Origin of the sequence: Pseudooctadecabacter jejudonensis (genome assembly GCF_900172275.1) — a bacterium.
Classification (GTDB): Bacteria; Pseudomonadota; Alphaproteobacteria; order Rhodobacterales; family Rhodobacteraceae; genus Octadecabacter; species Octadecabacter jejudonensis.
The window spans coordinates 244,560-261,287 of the sequence record NZ_FWFT01000004.1 but is presented as its reverse complement, the minus strand read 5'-3'; the positions used below and the strand labels follow the sequence as shown (position 1 = coordinate 261,287).

The 16,728-nt window shown below is 61.2% G+C and carries 18 protein-coding genes; 12 read left to right on the top strand and 6 right to left on the bottom strand.

Translation table 11 applies throughout. The annotated features are described in order from the left end of the window. Nucleotides 1-32: 32 nt before the first annotated feature. The 4 genes from rsmI (at nt 33) to PSJ8397_RS13400 (ending at nt 3,176) form a co-directional block, all read left to right on the top strand. Nucleotides 33-896, top strand: coding sequence for a 16S rRNA (cytidine(1402)-2'-O)-methyltransferase (gene rsmI, locus PSJ8397_RS13415; RefSeq protein ID WP_085865116.1), 864 nt, complete (start codon nt 33-35; stop codon nt 894-896). Next, nucleotides 893-1,261 (top strand): YraN family protein, encoded by a 369-nt coding sequence (locus PSJ8397_RS13410; RefSeq protein ID WP_407691750.1) that lies wholly within the window; start codon nt 893-895, stop codon nt 1,259-1,261. The genes rsmI and PSJ8397_RS13410 overlap by 4 nt, the downstream gene beginning before the upstream one ends. A 74-nt stretch (nt 1,262-1,335) precedes the next feature. Continuing rightward, on the top strand, nt 1,336-2,289 hold the full coding sequence (gshB, locus tag PSJ8397_RS13405) for a glutathione synthase (protein WP_085865115.1): 954 nt from the start codon (nt 1,336-1,338) through the stop codon (nt 2,287-2,289). Continuing rightward, nucleotides 2,286-3,176, top strand: coding sequence for an alpha/beta hydrolase (locus PSJ8397_RS13400; protein ID WP_235000751.1), 891 nt, complete (start codon nt 2,286-2,288; stop codon nt 3,174-3,176). Before gshB ends, PSJ8397_RS13400 begins: the two co-directional genes overlap by 4 nt. Here the strand turns inward: PSJ8397_RS13400 and PSJ8397_RS13395 are convergent. From PSJ8397_RS13395 to cobU, 4 genes are all read right to left on the bottom strand, one after another. Further along, nucleotides 3,146-4,657, bottom strand: coding sequence for a YifB family Mg chelatase-like AAA ATPase (locus tag PSJ8397_RS13395; protein ID WP_085865114.1), 1,512 nt, complete (start codon nt 4,655-4,657; stop codon nt 3,146-3,148). The genes PSJ8397_RS13400 and PSJ8397_RS13395 overlap by 31 nt on opposite strands. 98 nt (nt 4,658-4,755) lie before the next feature. Then, nucleotides 4,756-5,433, bottom strand: a complete 678-nt coding sequence (locus PSJ8397_RS13390; protein ID WP_085865113.1) for a glutathione S-transferase — start codon at nt 5,431-5,433, stop codon at nt 4,756-4,758. Nucleotides 5,434-5,492: 59 nt separating this feature from the next. Then, entirely contained in the window at nt 5,493-6,068 is a 576-nt protein-coding gene (locus PSJ8397_RS13385) for a histidine phosphatase family protein (RefSeq protein WP_085865112.1), read from the bottom strand. Beyond that, nucleotides 6,065-6,634 (bottom strand): bifunctional adenosylcobinamide kinase/adenosylcobinamide-phosphate guanylyltransferase, encoded by a 570-nt coding sequence (gene cobU / locus PSJ8397_RS13380; protein ID WP_306372145.1) that lies wholly within the window; start codon nt 6,632-6,634, stop codon nt 6,065-6,067. Before cobU ends, PSJ8397_RS13385 begins: the two co-directional genes overlap by 4 nt. A gap of 37 nt (nt 6,635-6,671) precedes the next feature. Here cobU and PSJ8397_RS13375 point away from each other — a divergent pair, with 37 nt between their 5' ends. The 7 genes from PSJ8397_RS13375 (at nt 6,672) to PSJ8397_RS13345 (ending at nt 14,171) form a co-directional block, all read left to right on the top strand. Further along, nucleotides 6,672-7,550, top strand: a complete 879-nt coding sequence (locus PSJ8397_RS13375) for an RNA polymerase factor sigma-32 (protein ID WP_085865110.1) — start codon at nt 6,672-6,674, stop codon at nt 7,548-7,550. Nucleotides 7,551-7,669: 119 nt separating this feature from the next. Beyond that, entirely contained in the window at nt 7,670-8,860 is a 1,191-nt protein-coding gene (coaBC, locus tag PSJ8397_RS13370) for a bifunctional phosphopantothenoylcysteine decarboxylase/phosphopantothenate--cysteine ligase CoaBC (protein ID WP_085865109.1), read from the top strand. Between the two features lie 71 nt (nt 8,861-8,931). After that, on the top strand, nt 8,932-9,360 hold the full coding sequence (gene dut, locus PSJ8397_RS13365; protein WP_407691753.1) for a dUTP diphosphatase: 429 nt from the start codon (nt 8,932-8,934) through the stop codon (nt 9,358-9,360). Nucleotides 9,361-9,366: 6 nt separating this feature from the next. Further along, nucleotides 9,367-10,413, top strand: coding sequence for a HesA/MoeB/ThiF family protein (locus tag PSJ8397_RS13360; RefSeq protein WP_085865108.1), 1,047 nt, complete (start codon nt 9,367-9,369; stop codon nt 10,411-10,413). Between the two features lie 65 nt (nt 10,414-10,478). Continuing rightward, complete coding sequence (locus PSJ8397_RS13355) at nt 10,479-11,261, top strand: transporter substrate-binding domain-containing protein (RefSeq protein ID WP_407691752.1); 783 nt, start codon at nt 10,479-10,481, stop codon at nt 11,259-11,261. Between the two features lie 15 nt (nt 11,262-11,276). Then, nucleotides 11,277-12,074 (top strand): amino acid ABC transporter permease, encoded by a 798-nt coding sequence (locus PSJ8397_RS13350; RefSeq protein ID WP_143515476.1) that lies wholly within the window; start codon nt 11,277-11,279, stop codon nt 12,072-12,074. Nucleotides 12,075-12,155: 81 nt separating this feature from the next. Continuing rightward, nucleotides 12,156-14,171: a M3 family metallopeptidase gene (locus PSJ8397_RS13345; protein ID WP_085865106.1), complete on the top strand. Its 2,016-nt coding sequence runs from the start codon at nt 12,156-12,158 to the stop codon at nt 14,169-14,171. A gap of 247 nt (nt 14,172-14,418) precedes the next feature. On the opposite strand, the gene PSJ8397_RS13340 is transcribed toward PSJ8397_RS13345, so the two are convergent. Further along, nucleotides 14,419-14,961, bottom strand: a complete 543-nt coding sequence (locus PSJ8397_RS13340) for an SH3 domain-containing protein (RefSeq protein ID WP_085865105.1) — start codon at nt 14,959-14,961, stop codon at nt 14,419-14,421. A 118-nt stretch (nt 14,962-15,079) separates the two neighbouring features. Between PSJ8397_RS13340 and PSJ8397_RS13335 the strand changes: the two genes are divergently transcribed. Beyond that, nucleotides 15,080-16,066, top strand: coding sequence for a 2-hydroxyacid dehydrogenase (locus tag PSJ8397_RS13335; RefSeq protein WP_085865155.1), 987 nt, complete (start codon nt 15,080-15,082; stop codon nt 16,064-16,066). On the opposite strand, the gene PSJ8397_RS13330 is transcribed toward PSJ8397_RS13335, so the two are convergent. After that, nucleotides 16,063-16,701, bottom strand: coding sequence for an alpha/beta hydrolase family protein (locus PSJ8397_RS13330; RefSeq protein ID WP_085865104.1), 639 nt, complete (start codon nt 16,699-16,701; stop codon nt 16,063-16,065). The genes PSJ8397_RS13335 and PSJ8397_RS13330 overlap by 4 nt on opposite strands. Nucleotides 16,702-16,728: the final 27 nt, after the last annotated feature.

Sequence of the window (16,728 nt, the reverse complement as noted above, 5' to 3'; positions counted from 1 at the left end):
TAGCATAGTGCGCCGGTCGGGAGGGTCTAGGTATGAATCATCGCAACATTCCCCTCTCGGCGGGTCTTTACTTGTGCGCGGTCCCCATTGGCAATGCGCGCGATGTGACGTTGCGCACCCTCGATATCCTTGCAAGTGCCGATGTTGTGGCCGCCGAAGACACGCGCACGGCGCGCAAATTGATGGACATTCACGGCATCAGCATTGGCGATCGTCCGATGGTCGCCTACCACGATCATTCGGGTGAAAACGTGCGTGCACGTCTTATGACGTTGGTGAAAGACGGCAAATCAGTCGCCTATGTCTCTGAGGCCGGAACGCCGCTGGTCGCGGACCCCGGCTATAAACTGGCCGCAGACATGCGCACGGCCGGTCTGCCCCTCACAGCCGCCCCGGGGGCGTCGGCTGTTCTGGCGGCGCTGACCATTTCAGGCCTGCCAAGCGATGCCTTTCACTTTGCCGGATTTTTGCCAAACGCGTCGGCCGCGCGCCGCACATCTCTCGAACATCTACGCGAATTGCAGGCGACAGTGGTGCTCTACGAATCTCCCAAACGCATTGCCGCGTTGGTGTCGGACATCGCACAGACGATGGGCGGCGACCGTCAGATCGTGATCTGCCGCGAGTTGACCAAGAAATTCGAAGACGTCCTGCGCGGCACGGCGGACGACCTGATCGATGTGCTGGCTGACCGCACGTTGAAGGGCGAAATCGTCGTCTTGATCGATCGGGGGGCGGATCAGCAGACCGACATTGCCGACGTTAAAGCCGCTTTAACGACTGCCTTGCTATCCATGCGCATCAAGGACGCCGCCACAGCCGTCGCAGGGGCCACCGGTTTGCCCCGCCGCGACGTGTATCAAATGGCGCTGGATATGAAGAAAGACGATACATGACCCGACAAATACGCGGATCGACAAATTACCATGCAGGCCATGCGGCAGAAGACATTGTTGCCCTGAAATACGCCCGCGCCGGTCAGCCGACTTTGGCGCGCCGTTGGCGGGGGCAATCGGGCGAAATCGATCTGGTCGCGCAAGACGGGGACGCCATCGTGTTCATCGAAGTCAAGAAAAGCCGCACCCATGCCCAAGCCGCTGAACGTCTCAGCGCGCGACAGCTCAATCGCATCTATGGCGCCAGTGTCGAATTTCTGGAAACCCAACCCAAGGGTCAGTTGACCGATATGCGCATTGATCTGGCGCTGGTCGATGGTGCGGGTCGCGTCGACGTGATCGAAAACATCTCGATGGCGGCGTAACTGCGCCATCGCCCATTGCACCGCGACGTCTACGGGTCCATGTCTGTAGGGACTTTTCTGATACGGACAGACCCATGACTTCGCCAAAGCCTTTGACAGTTGCCTTTCAAATGGACCCCATCGGGGGCATCGACATCAACGCCGACAGCTCGTTTCGATTGGCCGAAGAGGCGCAGGCGCGGGGACATCAGCTGTTTTACTACACGCCAGATCAGCTCAGCTACCAAGAGGGGCGGGTTCTGGCCCGCGGGCAGGATCTTGTCGTCCGCCGTGAGGTTGGCAATCATTTCGATGTCGGTGAAATGCGAGAGCAGGATCTGGCAGAGGTTGATGTGATCTGGCTGCGTCAGGATCCCCCCTTTGACATGGGCTATATCACCACGACCCATATCCTTGACCGGATCCATCCGGACACGCTGGTCGTGAATGACCCGTTTTGGGTCCGCAACTATCCGGAAAAACTCCTCGTCCTCGATTTTCCTGACCTCACACCGCCCACCGCCATCGCCCGCGATCTGGGCACCCTCAAGGCGTTCCGCGACCGGCATGGCGATGTGATCCTCAAACCGCTTTACGGGAACGGCGGGGCGGGGGTGTTCAAACTCAGCCAAGGCGACAGCAATCTCGCGTCCCTGCATGAGCTGTTCTCGGGCATCAATCGTGAGCCGTTGATCATGCAAAAGTTTCTGCCTGCCGTCAGCGCGGGCGACAAACGGGTGATCTTGGTCGATGGCCGTCCCGTCGGTGCGATCAACCGCGTTCCGGCCAAGGGTGAGACGCGGTCCAACATGCACGTCGGCGGACGGCCTGAGAAAGTGGCCCTGACCGATCGGGATCGCGAAATTTGTGACCGGATCGGCCCACTGTTGCGCGAAAAGGGGCAGGTTTTCGTCGGCATCGATGTTATTGGCGATTATCTGACCGAAATCAACGTGACCTCGCCCACCGGCATTCAGGAACTGGAACGGTTTGACGACGTCAACATCGCCGCCAAAATCTGGGAGGCGATCGAGGCAAAACGTCCGTGACGCGGCCCTCCTTTCGTCTGCGGGCGCTGCGGTTGGGAATGCGGCTTTTTGAAAAGCCCAAACTGGCCAAACGCGGCACGCCGGAAAGTGCGAACCGGGATTTCGAACGGGCCGCGCCCTATCTTTTCAGCGTGCCCAAGGGCACAGTGGTTCAGGATGAACCCGCCTTTGCGCGCATCACCTGCGGCACAGTGCGGCCCGACGCGGCGATCCTCTATCTGCACGGTGGCGCCTTCGTCACCGGATCGCGCCGCAGTTACCGTGCCATGGCCGCACGACTTGCCAAACGCACGGGCGTCGCGGTCTATTTGCCGGATTACCCCAAATTGCAGCAGGCCCCGTTTCCAGCGGCCCCAGACGCGGTTCAGGCGGCATGGGACGCGCTGCTAGCGCAGGGATTTGCGCCCCATTCCATCGTTCTTGCCGGTGACAGCGCGGGGGGCAACCTGCTGTTTGGGCTGTTGGCCACCCTTTTGCAACGTGGGGAAAAACCGGCAGCTGTGCTGGCATTTTCGCCGTGGACGGACATGACCCTATCGGGCGAAAGCCTGATCTTGAACAAGGACAAAGACCCGCTTTTGCCTGTGTCCCGCATGCAAGAGGCCGTCGATTTGTACCTTGGCCCAGCAGACCGGCGCGATCCTCGCGCCAGCCCGCTGTTCGCGGACTTTCCCGACCCGCCGCCCGCGCTGATCCAAGTGGGTCGCGATGAGGTGCTGTTCAGCGACGCGGCACGTATGGCGGACAAGTTGGGCGGCACATTAGACGTATGGGCCGATGTTTTTCACGTCTGGCAGATGTTTGATGGCCGCCTGCCAGAGGCCAATGCCGCCATGCGCCGCGCCGCAGCCTTCGTTCAAACCTCTTTGGACAGGGCTAAACGGTAACCCACGGCCTCGGCCACGTGGGGTTTGCGCACGGTGTCCGACCCGTCCAGATCGGCGATGGTGCGCGCCACGCGCAGCACGCGGTGATAGCCGCGCGCGCTCAGCCCGAACCGGTCCGCGACCTTCAACAACATGTCTTTGCCCTCGGCGTCCGGTGTCGCCACGTCTTCAAGCGCGCCGCCTTCCAGATCTGCATTGACCCGCATGGACGTGCCCGCGAACCGCGCCGATTGCACGGCGCGACCCGCGGCCACACGCGCGGCGATGTCTGCGGAGGTTTCGCCCGCGGCCGGCAGATCAAGATCCTGCAACGCCACAGGGGGCACTTCGATCCGCAGATCGAAGCGGTCCATCAAGGGCCCCGATATTCGCTGCATGTACTCTTCCCCGCAAATGGGCACGCGAGCACAGGCGCGGGCCGGATCGCTCAGGTAGCCGCATTTGCAGGGGTTCGCGGCGGCCACCAGCATGAAGCGGCACGGATAGCGCACGTGGGCATTGGCCCGCGCCACCACGACCTCACCCGTCTCAATGGGTTGGCGCAGGGTTTCCAGCACGGTGCGCGGGTATTCGGGGAATTCATCCATGAACAACACGCCATTGTGTGCCAGCGAAATTTCCCCCGGTTTGGCGCCACGCCCGCCGCCCACAATCGCGGCCATAGAGGCCGTGTGGTGGGGTTCGCGAAAGGGCCGCGCGCGGTTGATCCCGCCATCGCTGAGCAAACCAGCCAATGAATGGATCATCGACGTCTCCAATGCCTCCGTTGGGGACAGCGGCGGCAGGATGCCGGACAGCCGCGCGGCCAACATGGATTTTCCCGACCCCGGCGTGCCCACCATCAGCGCGTGGTGCCGCCCCGTGGCTGCAATTTCCAACGCGCGTTTGGCTTTCTCCTGGCCTTTGACATCGGCGAAATCGCGGTGGCTTGTGGGGCTTTTAACCTCACCGGGGTGGGCTGTGGGCAGGGGCGCCTGGCCGGTGAAATGCCGCAACGCCTCGGCGAGGGAGGCAGGGGCATAGACGGCCGCAGCCTCAACCCAGGCGGCCTCTGGCCCGCAGGGGGCGGGGCACACCAGCGTTTTGCCTTCTGCGGCGGCGGCCATGGCGGCGGGCAAAGCGCCCAATACGGGCACCAAAGTGCCGTCCAGCGACAATTCCCCAAGGGCCACGGTGTTGGCGCAGGTGTCCTGCGGCACCGTGCCCATAGCCGCCATGAGGGCCAGCGCGATGGGCAAATCGAAATGCGATCCTTCTTTGGGCAGGTCCGCAGGCGACAGGTTGACGGTGATTTTCTTGGCCGGCAGCGCCAGGGACAGCGCACCCAGGGCCGCGCGCACGCGGTCACGCGCCTCTGACACGGCCTTGTCGGGCAGGCCCACGATCGAAAAGGACGGCAACCCAGGCGAGGTCGCGCACTGAACCTCAACCATGCGGGCATCCACGCCCTCAAACGCCACCGTATAGGCCCGCGCAACCATCCTTCACCCCGTCGTTATGGTTAACACCACCCGCGAAGACTGCGATGACAAGGGTTTAGGAAAGGTTAACGCAAGACGAGGCTTCGGGGTGCGCGTCTTCAGGGCATGGGGAACGGAATGCGTGTGTGCGGTTGATCGTATTGGGACAGTTCAACATCACGGTCCAGCCCTTCGGTGCGCCACCGCAGGATCGCAGGGTGGGACAGTTGGGCTTGAACATAGGCCTGCGTCACGTCCGACACAGACAGACCATAGCCCGCAATGCGAATGGCCACGGGTGCGAAATAGGCGTCAGCCAACCCATAGTCGCCAAACAAGAACGGGCCGTCAGATGCTGCCAACGCATCCCCCCACACCGCCTCGATCCGCGCCACATCTGCGCGCACCGCGGCGTCGGGGGCAAACCCATCCCATGCGGTCGCAAGGTTCATCGGACAGGCAGAGCGCAGAGCCATGAAACCGCTGTGCATTTCGCAGATCATGTTCATCGCCTTGGCGCGCTGGGCGGGGCCTGCGGGCAGCAAACCGCGATCTGGGAACGCCTCGGCCAGATGCCACGCGATCGACAGGCTGTCGGTCAACAGGCCGCCATCCGGCGTTTTCACCACAGGCACGGTGCGGTGCCCGCCAAAGGCTGCGACATCGTCATAAAACGCGTCGCCATAAATCAGGGTGTCCTGAACCCGCACAGGGATGTCATGGACAATAAACGGAAGCCATCCCCGCAGGGACCAGCTTGAGTACAGGCGTTGGCCGATAAGTAAATCATAAGTCATAACGGCACGTTAGGGCAGATATGCCTCCTCACGCAAATCGTGATGTGTGGGGCGCTTCATCACGGCAAATGATTGATCCGCGCCACGCCCGGCGTCGGACGCATCTGAATTTCGGTGATCGAAAAGTTGTCGATCCGGTGCGCCAAGGCGCGGTAGGGCGTGATGCCTGCCGCCTTGGCCACCTGAGTTAAAATCGCACCGAAATGCGCCACCGCGATGATATCGCGGCGGGGGTTTTCCGCGATAACGGCGGCGATCTCTGCGCTGACGCGGGCCTCTGCCATGTTCCAGCTTTCTCCGTCGGGGGCTGCCACATCGCCAGGGGTTTCCCAGTAGGCGCGGCTGAGATCCGGCCATTTTTCAGCGACTTGCGCAAAATGCAGCCCGTCCCATGCGCCAAAATCAAACTCTCGCAGACCCGCGCAGTGGGGCAGGCGGGGGCGATCGCCCCCGATGGCTGTGGCCGTGTCGATGGATCGCCTGAGGTCGGAGGACACCACCACGGCGCGCCGGGGCAGGGCTTTGTCGACCCGCGCGATCATCGCGCGATCCGACAAATCTGCGGCCACATCACGGTGGCCGACGAACGTCTTTTCATGGGTGGGCCCATGCCGGACCCAATAGACGACGGTCATATCTGCCCCTTCAGAACCTGCGGCAATCCCACGATCACCTGCACCACTGTGTCCGCCTGCGCCGCTAGTTTCTGGTTCAACCGGCCTTGGGCGTTGCGGAACTGACGGGCCAGCGCGTTGTCTGGCACAACGCCTTGGCCCACCTCATTGGACACCACGATGACCTGTGCGGGGCAGGTGGCAATGGCCCCCAACAGGGCGTCCCCGTCCGCGTCCAGATCACGGTCCGCCAACAGCAGATTGCTTAGCCACAAGGTCGCACAATCGAGCAGGACAACATCGTCCGCCGTGCAAGTCGCAAGCGCCGCGGCGGCCTCCAGCGGGGCCTCCAACGTGCGCCAATCGTCGCCCCGTTGTGCCTGGTGCAAAGAAATTTTTGCACGCATTTCATCATCGAATGCCTGCGCCGTTGCGATATAAACGCGCGGCTTTTTCGTTTGAAAACAAAGGCTTTCCGCGTATGCGGATTTTCCCGACGCAGTGCCACCTATGACAAAAGTAAACGAAGACAAGGGCAATTTCGGAACTTCCTGTGATCCAGATGCTTTCGTGTCACGTAACCACACTAAGACAAAAAGCAAAATACGTTCGGGGAGAAGACCAATGGCGTTTGATGGCCGCTACGACCAAAGTCTTTCACGCACTGCCATGAAGGCGGAGCTTTTGGACGCGGAAACTGAACTGAAACTTGCCTATGCTTGGCGCGATGAGCGATGCGAAGAATCGTTGCACCGCCTGATCACGGCGTACATGCGTCTCGCGATTTCCATGGCGTCGAAATTCAAACGTTATGGCGCCTCCATGAATGACCTGATCCAAGAGGCGTCGCTGGGTCTGATGAAGGCGGCCGACAAATTCGACCCTGACCGCGGCGTGCGTTTTTCGACATATGCCGTGTGGTGGATCAAGGCATCGATTCAGGATCACGTGATGCGCAACTGGTCGATGGTGCGCACCGGGTCCACGTCGTCTCAGAAATCACTGTTCTTCAACATGCGCCGCGTGCAGGCCCGTTTGGAACGTGAAGCCCTGGCGCGGGGTGAAGTCCTCGACCGGCACGAAATGCGCCAGATGATCGCCACGGAAGTGGGTGTGCCCCTGCATGACGTAGAGATGATGGAAGGCCGCCTCAGCGGGTCCGACTTTTCGTTGAACGCGACCCAATCCACCGAAGATGAAGGCCGCGAATGGATTGACGCTCTCGAAGACGATGGCGCGCAGGCCGCCGAAACCGTTGAAAACGATCACGACACGGACACGTTGCGTCAGTGGTTGTTGACAGCACTGACAAGCCTGAATGACCGCGAACAATTCATCGTCCGCGAACGCAAATTGCGGGATGATCCACGGACCCTTGAAAGCCTTGGCGTCGAACTCGGCCTGAGCAAGGAACGCGTTCGCCAGTTGGAGGCCGCAGCCTTTGGTAAGATGCGCAAAAGCCTCGAAGGTCAATCCAAAGAGGTGATGCATTTCCTCGTCTGATACGATTGTTCCCTCGTATCAGTATTAACCGCCCGCCGACCCCCAGTCGGTGGGCGGTTTTCATTCTGGCCCTTTGTGTGCGTACCACCTAATCTGGTGGGCGAAACGAAAGGGACATCATGACAGGCAAAACCATCCTTTTGGTGATCGGCGGTGGCATTGCGGCCTTCAAGTCGCTTGATCTGATCCGACGGTTGCGGGAACGCGGATACCGTGTTGTCCCTGTGCTGACCCCGGCGGCGACTGAATTTGTGACACCGCTCAGCACCTCGGCGCTTGCGGGCGAAAAGGTCTATCAGAATCTGTTCGATCTGAACGATGAGGCCGAGATGGGTCATATTGAACTCAGCCGGGCCGCCGATCTTGTGGTCGTGGCCCCTGCCACGGCAGATTTGATGGCAAAAATGGCCAACGGTCATGCAAACGATCTGGCTTCGACCCTCTTGATGGCGACAGACAAACGGGTCCTGATCGCGCCTGCCATGAACGTCCGCATGTGGGAACATCCAGCAACGCAGCGCAATCTGCGGACTCTACAAAATGATGGTATTTTGACATGCGGCCCAGATCAGGGCGATATGGCGTGTGGTGAATTTGGATTTGGCCGAATGGCGGAGCCGCTGGCGATTGCCGACGCGGTGGATGCCGCCCTTGGGGATGGGCCTTTGCGGGGTAAACATATCCTCGTGACGTCCGGCCCGACCCATGAGCCGATTGATCCTGTCCGCTACATCGCCAACAGATCTTCCGGCGCGCAAGGCACAGCCATCGCGCGCGCACTTTTGAGCCTGGGCGCGCGGGTGACATTTGTGACAGGCCCCGCCGACGTGCCGCCGCCTGTGGGTGCGGATGTGGTCGCCGTCCAGACGGCGGACGAGATGTTGGACGCCGTGCGATCTGCCCAAGATGTGGACGCCGGTGTATTTGCCGCAGCCGTGGCGGATTGGCGCGTGGCGTCAGCCTCGGATCAGAAGATCAAGAAGGACGGCAAGGGCCTGCCGGTTTTGGAATTTGCGGAAAACCCTGACATTCTTGCAACCGTCTGCGCGTCAAAGGCCCGCCCCGCCTTGGTCGTGGGGTTTGCGGCGGAAACCCAAGATGTGATCGCCCACGCGACCGCCAAGCGGGCCCGAAAGGGATGCGACTGGATCGTTGCCAACGACGTTTCACCCGCCACCGGCATCATGGGCGGGACGGAGAACGACGTGGTGCTGATCACCGAAACCGGCGCCGAGGATTGGCCGCGCATGGGCAAGGACGCCGTGGCCGCCCGACTGGCGCAGAAAATAGCCGAAGTTTTGAATGGATAGCGGCCCTCCGGGGGGAGTTTTTCGGGTCAGATGAAGGGGGGGCGTTGGTGATTAACATTCAAGTGGAGTGGATGGACGGGGCGGATCAGGCTTTGGGCCTGCCGTGCTATGAAACTGCAGGTGCGGCGGGGGCTGATCTGCGGGCGAATTTTGAAGACCGTCGCGCGGTGATATTGGACCCCGGGGCGCGGGCTTTGATCCCCACGGGGCTGCGGTTGGCCATTCCTGAGGGCTATGAAGTCCAGATCAGGCCGCGGTCCGGTCTGGCGTTGAAACACGGGATCACCCTGCCCAACAGCCCCGGCACCATCGACAGTGATTATCGAGGGCCGTTGGGTGTGATCGTGCAGAATGGGGGCGCGGATCGGTTTGAGATCACCCATGGGATGCGCATCGCGCAGATGGTGGCCGCCCCGGTGGTGCGGGCTACGTTCCAGATTGGCCCGTTGGACGCCACGACCCGTGGCGCTGGCGGCTTTGGATCCACCGGAACGGAGTAGCGCGCGATGATGGTTGTCCTTGTGTTGGCCGCAAGCCTCTGGGGCATCGGCTGGGCGATGAACCTGCCGCACTCGGCCCGGGTGACGATGGTCGGGCTTTTGCTGATTGCGGTGACCGCCATCCACATTATTCTGCCCGATGGTCACGTGCTGCGCGACACCACCGGCGGAGAGCCTGCGCTGTGGATATTTATCATCTGTGTCAGCCTGATCGTTTGGGGATATTCTTTTTTGCTGTCTCGCGTGCGTCAGCGCGCCAGTGGGGCACCGTCGTTTCATTATGAGGCCCCTGCCGATGCGGGGCCCTTTACCTCAACCGAGCTTGACCGCTACGCCCGCCACATCGTCCTGCGTGAGATCGGCGGGCCGGGGCAAAAGGATCTGAAGGACGCGAAGGTGCTGGTCATCGGGGCAGGGGGGCTGGGCGCGCCTGCCCTGCAATATCTGGGGGCCGCTGGGGTGGGCACGCTGGGTGTGATCGACGACGACGTGGTCGACAATTCCAACCTGCAGCGGCAAGTGATCCATACGGATGCGCGCATCGGCATGCCCAAGGTCCATTCTGCGGCTGAAGGCATCGGCGCGCTAAACCCTTTTGTCACCGTACGCCCTTACCACCGGCGCCTGACCGAAGAGATCGCGCGGGATTTGATCGATGACTATGATCTGGTTCTGGACGGGTCTGACAATTTCGATACGCGCTATCTGGTCAACCGCATCTGCGCCGAGACAAAGACGCCCCTGATCGCCGCCGCCCTGACCCAGTGGGAGGGACAGATCAGCCTCTATGACCCTGCGCACGGCACGCCCTGCTATGAATGTGTTTTCCCCGAACGCCCCGCCGCAGGGCTTGTGCCCAGTTGCGCCGAGGGTGGCGTTTTGGGCCCTTTGCCCGGCGTTCTTGGCGCGATGATGGCGGTGGAGGCCGTGAAGGCCATCACCGGCGCGGGCGAGGGGTTGCGGAACCGCATGCTGATCTATGACGCGCTTTATGCTGAAACGCGCAGCATTTCCGCGAAGCCACGGGCCGAATGTCCCGTCTGCGGTCATTAACCTATTGCCCCTACGGCAGGCCGCGCCATACTCGCCCCATATCAAAAACGGAGCCTGCCATGAAGATGACGTCCCTGATTGCGGCCACAGCCGCACTATTTGCCACGACCGCCCTTGCCGATGGGCATCTGCCCGATCTGGACGGGCGCGAAATTGTTGTAGTGACCGAAAACGCCTATCCGCCGCTGCAATTTATTGACGGCGACGGCAATGCCGTGGGCTGGGAATATGATGCCATGGCCGAGGTGGCCCAGCGGTTGAACGCCACCGTGACCTACGAGAACATCTCATGGGATGCCATGATACCCGCAGTGTCCGAAGGCCAGTTCGATATGGGCATGACGGGCATCACCATCCGCGAAGACCGTGCGGAAATCGTTGATTTCTCAGACAAATACATGACGTCGGAAATGGTCATGCTGGTGCGTGGCGACGAAGACCGGTTCAGCGATGCCGCGTCCTTTGCCGCCGATGACGACCTGTTGGTCGCAGCCCAGCCCGGCACCACGCCGTTCTATGTAGCCGTCTATGACGTGCTGGACGGGGACGAGGCCAATGCCCGCATCCAGTTGTTCGAAACCTTCGGCGCGGGTGTGCAGGCCTTGCGCAACGGCGATGTCGACCTTGTGTTGACCGATGGGACCGCTGGCAACGGCTATGTCGATGCGTCGGATGGCGGCCTCAAGATCGTGGGGGAAAAGCTGGGGACCGAGGATTTCGGGTTCATCTTCCCCCGCGGATCCGACCTTGTTGACCCCATTAACGCGGCCATCGCCGACATGCAGGCCGACGGGACGATTGACGCGCTGAACACCCGTTGGTTCCTTGACTACAAACTGGGCGAATAAGCCCAGAGTTTTGGCGTGATCACGCCCAAACAAGACAGGGATTTTCCCTATTGGCTGCTCATCGTTTTGGCGGTGGGCGGCTATTTCTTTTGGCAGGTGCTGTCGAATGATCTGTATACTCAGGTCCTTGGCACACTGTCGAAAGGCATCCGCATCACCGTCTTTGTCACCCTTGTGGGCTTCGCGCTGGCCAACGCGCTGGGCCTTGGCCTGGCAATGATGTCCATGTCGCGCTGGATTGTCGTGCGGCAGGTGGCGCGGCTTTATGTTGAGGTCGTGCGCGGTGTGCCGATCATCGTGCTGCTGCTGTATGTTGCCTTCGTGCTGGCCCCTGCCTTGGTGGCGCTGTGGAATTGGGCCACGGGCCTGGTGGGGTTTGACCCGATCAGGAACCGCGATTTTTCCATGCTGTGGCGGGCGACCATTGCGCTTACCATCGGCTATTCCGCCTTTATCTCTGAGGTGTTTCGCGCTGGGCTCCAATCCATTGAACGCGGCCAGATTGAGGCGGCCGAGGCGCTGGGCCTGTCGGCGTGGCACCGATTCCGCCACATCACCTTTCCGCAGGCGTTCCGACGGATCCTGCCGCCCTTGGGCAATGATTTCGTCGCGATGGTCAAAGACAGCTCTCTGGTGTCGGTGTTGGGGGTGTTGGATGTCACGCAGGCCGGTAAGGTCACGGCGGCGGGCAATTTTCGGTATTTTGAAACCTATAACATCGTGGCGCTTATTTATCTGACCATGACCATTGGCCTCAGCCTTGTTCTGCGGCGGCTGGAACGGCACCTGCGCGACCGGACGCCCGGCGGGTAGCGCGGATGTGAGTTTTTCTGGTCAGATGAAGGTGGAACGGCGCGCCAAAGTGCATAGGTTGAAGTGCAAAGGAGATCGCCCATGACCAACCCGCTTTTGTCCGACTGGAACACGCCGTTTGATTTGCCCCCCTTTGACCAGATCGAGGATGCGCATTTCGCCCCCGCGGTGGATGCGGCGCTGGATCAGGCCCGCGCCAATATCGCGGCGATTTGTGATGGGTCCGAACCCACGTTCGAGAACACGATTGAGGCCTTGATGTTGGCGGATGCGCCACTGGAAAAGGCGCTGGCGCCGTTTTTCGCACTGGCAGGCGCGGACAGCAATGAGGCCCGCGAGGGGTTGATGCGGGACTTTTCGCCGCTCTTGTCGGCCTATTCGTCCGAGATCACATCAAACGCCGATCTGTTTGCTCGGATTGAGGCGCTGTGGCAGGCCCGCGACACCCTCGATCTGAACGACGAGCAGGCCCGCGTGCTGATGTTGACGCGCCGCAATTTCGTGCGGTCCGGCGCGCAGCTGACAGGTTTTGCCGCCGACCGTCTGGCTGAGGTGAAACAACGTCTAAGCGTTTTGGGCACCCAATTCACGCAGAACCTTCTGGCCGATGAACGCAGCTGGTTCATGCCGCTTGATGACCTCACAGGTCTGCCCGATTTCGTGGTTAATGCCGCGAAGGCCGCGGGCCGGGACAAGGACGCGGGTGGCCCGGTCGTCACCCTGTCGCGGTCCTTGATCGTGCCGTTTTTGCAATTCTGCCCCCGTCGCGATCTGCGCGAAAAGGCCTACACCGCCTGGGTGTCGCGCGGTGCAAACGGCGGTGAGACGGACAACCGTGCGATTGCTGCAGAAATCCTCAGCCTCCGGGCCGAACGCGCCAACCTTTTGGGCTACGACAGCTTTGCCGATTACAAGCTTGAGACCGAGATGGCGGGCACGCCTGGCGCCGTGCGCGACCTGCTGATGCAGGTCTGGACACCCGCCAAGGCCGCCGCCGAAGAGGACGCGCAGGTTTTGCAGGCTATGATGCACACTGATGGCGAAACCGGCCCGCTTGAGGCATGGGATTGGCGCTATTACAGCGAAAAACGCCGTGCCGCCGAACATGATCTGAACGAGGCGGAGCTGAAACCCTACCTGCAACTGGACCGCATGATCGATGCGTCTTTTGCCTGCGCCAACCGCCTGTTCAACCTCGACTTCGCCCCCATAGACGCGCCGCTCTATCACCCCGATTGCCGCGCATGGGAGGTTACACGAAACGGCAAACATGTCGCTGTCTTCATCGGGGATTACTTCGCCCGCGGCTCCAAACGCTCCGGCGCGTGGTGCTCGGCCATGCGCAGCCAGCAAAAACTGGCCGGCGACATCCGCCCTCATGTCATCAACGTGTGCAACTTTGCCAAACCGTCAGAGGGGGAGCCCGCGTTGCTCAGCTACGATGACGCGCGCACTTTGTTTCATGAATTCGGACACGCGCTGCACCAGATGTTGTCCGACGTGACCTATGACATGATCTCGGGCACCTCCGTGGCGCGCGATTTCGTGGAACTGCCCAGCCAGCTTTATGAACACTGGCTCGAGGTGCCCGAGGTGTTGGAAGAATTCGCCACCCATGCCGACACCGGCCAGCCCATGCCGCGCGACCTGCTGGACCGGATGCTGGGGGCCGCAACCTACGATATGGGGTTCTCGACGGTGGAATACGTGGCGTCGGCCCTTGTTGATCTGGCCTTCCACGACACAGAGGACGCGCCCGCAGACCCCATGCAAAAACAGGCCGAAGTGCTTGAGGACATCGGGATGCCCCATGCCATCCGCATGCGCCACGCAACACCGCATTTCGCCCATGTCTTTGCGGGCGACGGCTATTCTTCGGGCTACTACAGCTACATGTGGTCCGAGGTTATGGATGCCGATGCCTTTGAGGCGTTTAAGGAACAAGGCGGCCCGTTTGATCCCGCGATGGCGCAAAAACTGGAAACCCATATCCTGTCCGCAGGCGGATCTGAGGATGCCGCGACGTTGTATCAAAAATTCCGCGGGTCCATGCCCGACGCCACAGCCCTTCTGAAAGGCCGCGGCTTGGCGGCCTGAAAACCGCACCGTGTGGCGGTCTTACGTGGCCAAGATGCGGCCTTGTTCAGTCTACAGGAGGCGCAACGGCGCGGTGTCAGACATTGGCGCGCCAGCCTGTGCGATGGTGTGCTGCGGGCGAACCCTATCCCCGCCCGAAACCGGCCACCGTCTGTTTGGATGCGCGGCTTGGACTTCTTTGGGTCAAAAATACCTCCGCCGGAGGCGCTAAAATTATATAATTTTAGCCCCGCGCCAAAAACATCTGTCAGTCGCGAAGCTCACCGGGGGCCACGCCAAACAACGCGGTTTTTTCCGCCCATCCCCGATACCCCCCAGCACGCAAACGGCACCAGTCCACATCGCATTCGCCTAAATCGGCGATGACACCCAGTTCCAGATGCGCCACTTCCATCGCGGTGTCATCGGGGCGTTGGCGGATGGTCAACATGTCGTGGTCGATGATCACAGTACGGTTGCCGGACAACAGGGAATAATGCACCCAACCGCCCATGCCTTCGCGGTCGACCACGCGGCGCCAGTGGCCGTATTCACCCACCACCCGCAGGGGCATGTCGCGGCGTTGAAACACCCAGTCGATCCGATGGGACAGCGACGGGCCGCGGCGCACGTTGGCCTCATTCGCCTTCAGTGACACATAGCGGGGCATGGGCAAATTGGTGACAGGCCCACGGTCGCCTTGCACAGCCGTGATCGGTGTCACGACAGCCGTTTCGGTCGTCTCTTGCGCCACAGCGCCAGACGCCAATACCAAAGCCAACAGAAAGGAAGCCACGCGTCCTGTCATCATAATACTGCCCTCTACCAGTCCTGTTTCGATTTTCGAAAGCGCGGTTCTTGTGCCGCCGGACCTTTGCAGGCAACCTGCCATGACAGCCCCCATCGGGGCAAGCGAGGGGGCCCTGACCATGAGCAGCAAACGTCTAAGTGTTACCGTGACGCGACGGTTGCCCGATCCCGTGGAAATCCGTCTGCGTGAACTGTTCGATGTGACCCTGCGCGACGACGACACGCCCCTGTCCGAGGCCGCCCTGATCGAGAGCATGCAAACCTGCGATGTTCTGGTGCCCACCGTGACCGATACGATCTCAGCCGCGGTGTTGGGCCAGGCCGGCGCGCGGCTCAAACTGATCGCGAATTACGGTGCAGGCGTGGATCACATCGACGTCCAGACAGCCCGCCAGCGCGGCATCCTTGTGTCCAACACCCCCGGTGTCGTGACAGAAGACACTGCCGATATGACCATGGCCCTCATCCTTGCCGTGACCCGCCGCATCCCCGAAGGTCTGGCGCAGATGCAAAGCGGCGATTGGGACGGTTGGGCGCCCACGGCCATGATGGGGGGGCGCATCGCAGGGCGCCGACTGGGCATCCTGGGCATGGGGCGCATCGGCCAGGCCGTGGCCCGCCGTGCGCGCGCCTTCGGTATGCAAATCCACTACAACAACCGCCGCAGGCTGCGGCTTGAGACCGAAGAGGCGCTGGAGGCCACCTGGTGGGACAGCCTTGATCAGATGGTGGCGCGGATGGATGTGATCTCGGTCAATTGCCCGCATACCCCCGCAACATTCCACCTGATGAACGCGCGGCGTCTGAAGCTGATGAAACCGGACGCCGTCATCGTGAACACGGCCCGGGGGGAGGTGATCGACCAGAACGCCCTGACCCGCATGCTCAGGGCCGGTGAGATCGCAGGAGCAGGCCTTGACGTTTATGAACACGGCCAGGACATCAACCCCCGCCTGCGGGAGCTGTCGAATGTCGTCTTGCTGCCCCACATGGGGTCCGCCACCCGTGAGGGACGGATCGAAATGGGGGAGAAGGTGTTGCTGAACATCAAGACCTTCGATGACGGACACCGCCCACCCGATCTGGTGGTGCCCGCGATGCTTTAGCGGGCGGACCAGTGTTTCATGATGGTCTTGTCGCGCAATTCGACCTTCAGCAGTTTGATATACTGTTTCATTGAATGATCTTCGCCGATATTGATGCCGCGCGGCATCATCACTTGCGTGTTGCCCACACGCCGAAACCCAAGTGATTTCGGGGGCACGCGGCACACGAAATCATCATTGCGCACCACGTTGAGGATTTTGTGTTCATTGGCCAGCCACCCTTGTGTCCGCAGCGGCATGGGCGAGGCAAAGCCAATGGCGGGCACACCCCAAATGCACCCCAAGATCTGCGCCGCCGCCGCCCCCAACGAATGCCCGACAATGAATTTCGGTTTTACGCCGTCCAAAGCATTCGCGATGACCATAGCGTGGCGCGCAAAGCCTTTGTGCCACAGCGCTGCGGCCGCTGCAGTCCCGATACCCGGCCATTTCAGTTTGGCGGCGCTGGCCACAAGATTGGACCGCGTGTAGTCGCGCAATTCGCCGCTGCCGGGAATGACCAAGGTGCGGTCTCGCAACAAATAGGCCTCGACATGACCTTCGTCGATTGTTGTCAAAACCGGCGGCAACCGTGTGCTGCCCTTATAGCTCAGCCGCGCCAATTCCGCTGCGTCCATGAGATTCATCCGTGCCATGCGACCCCTCCGTTTCCCCATCGTGAC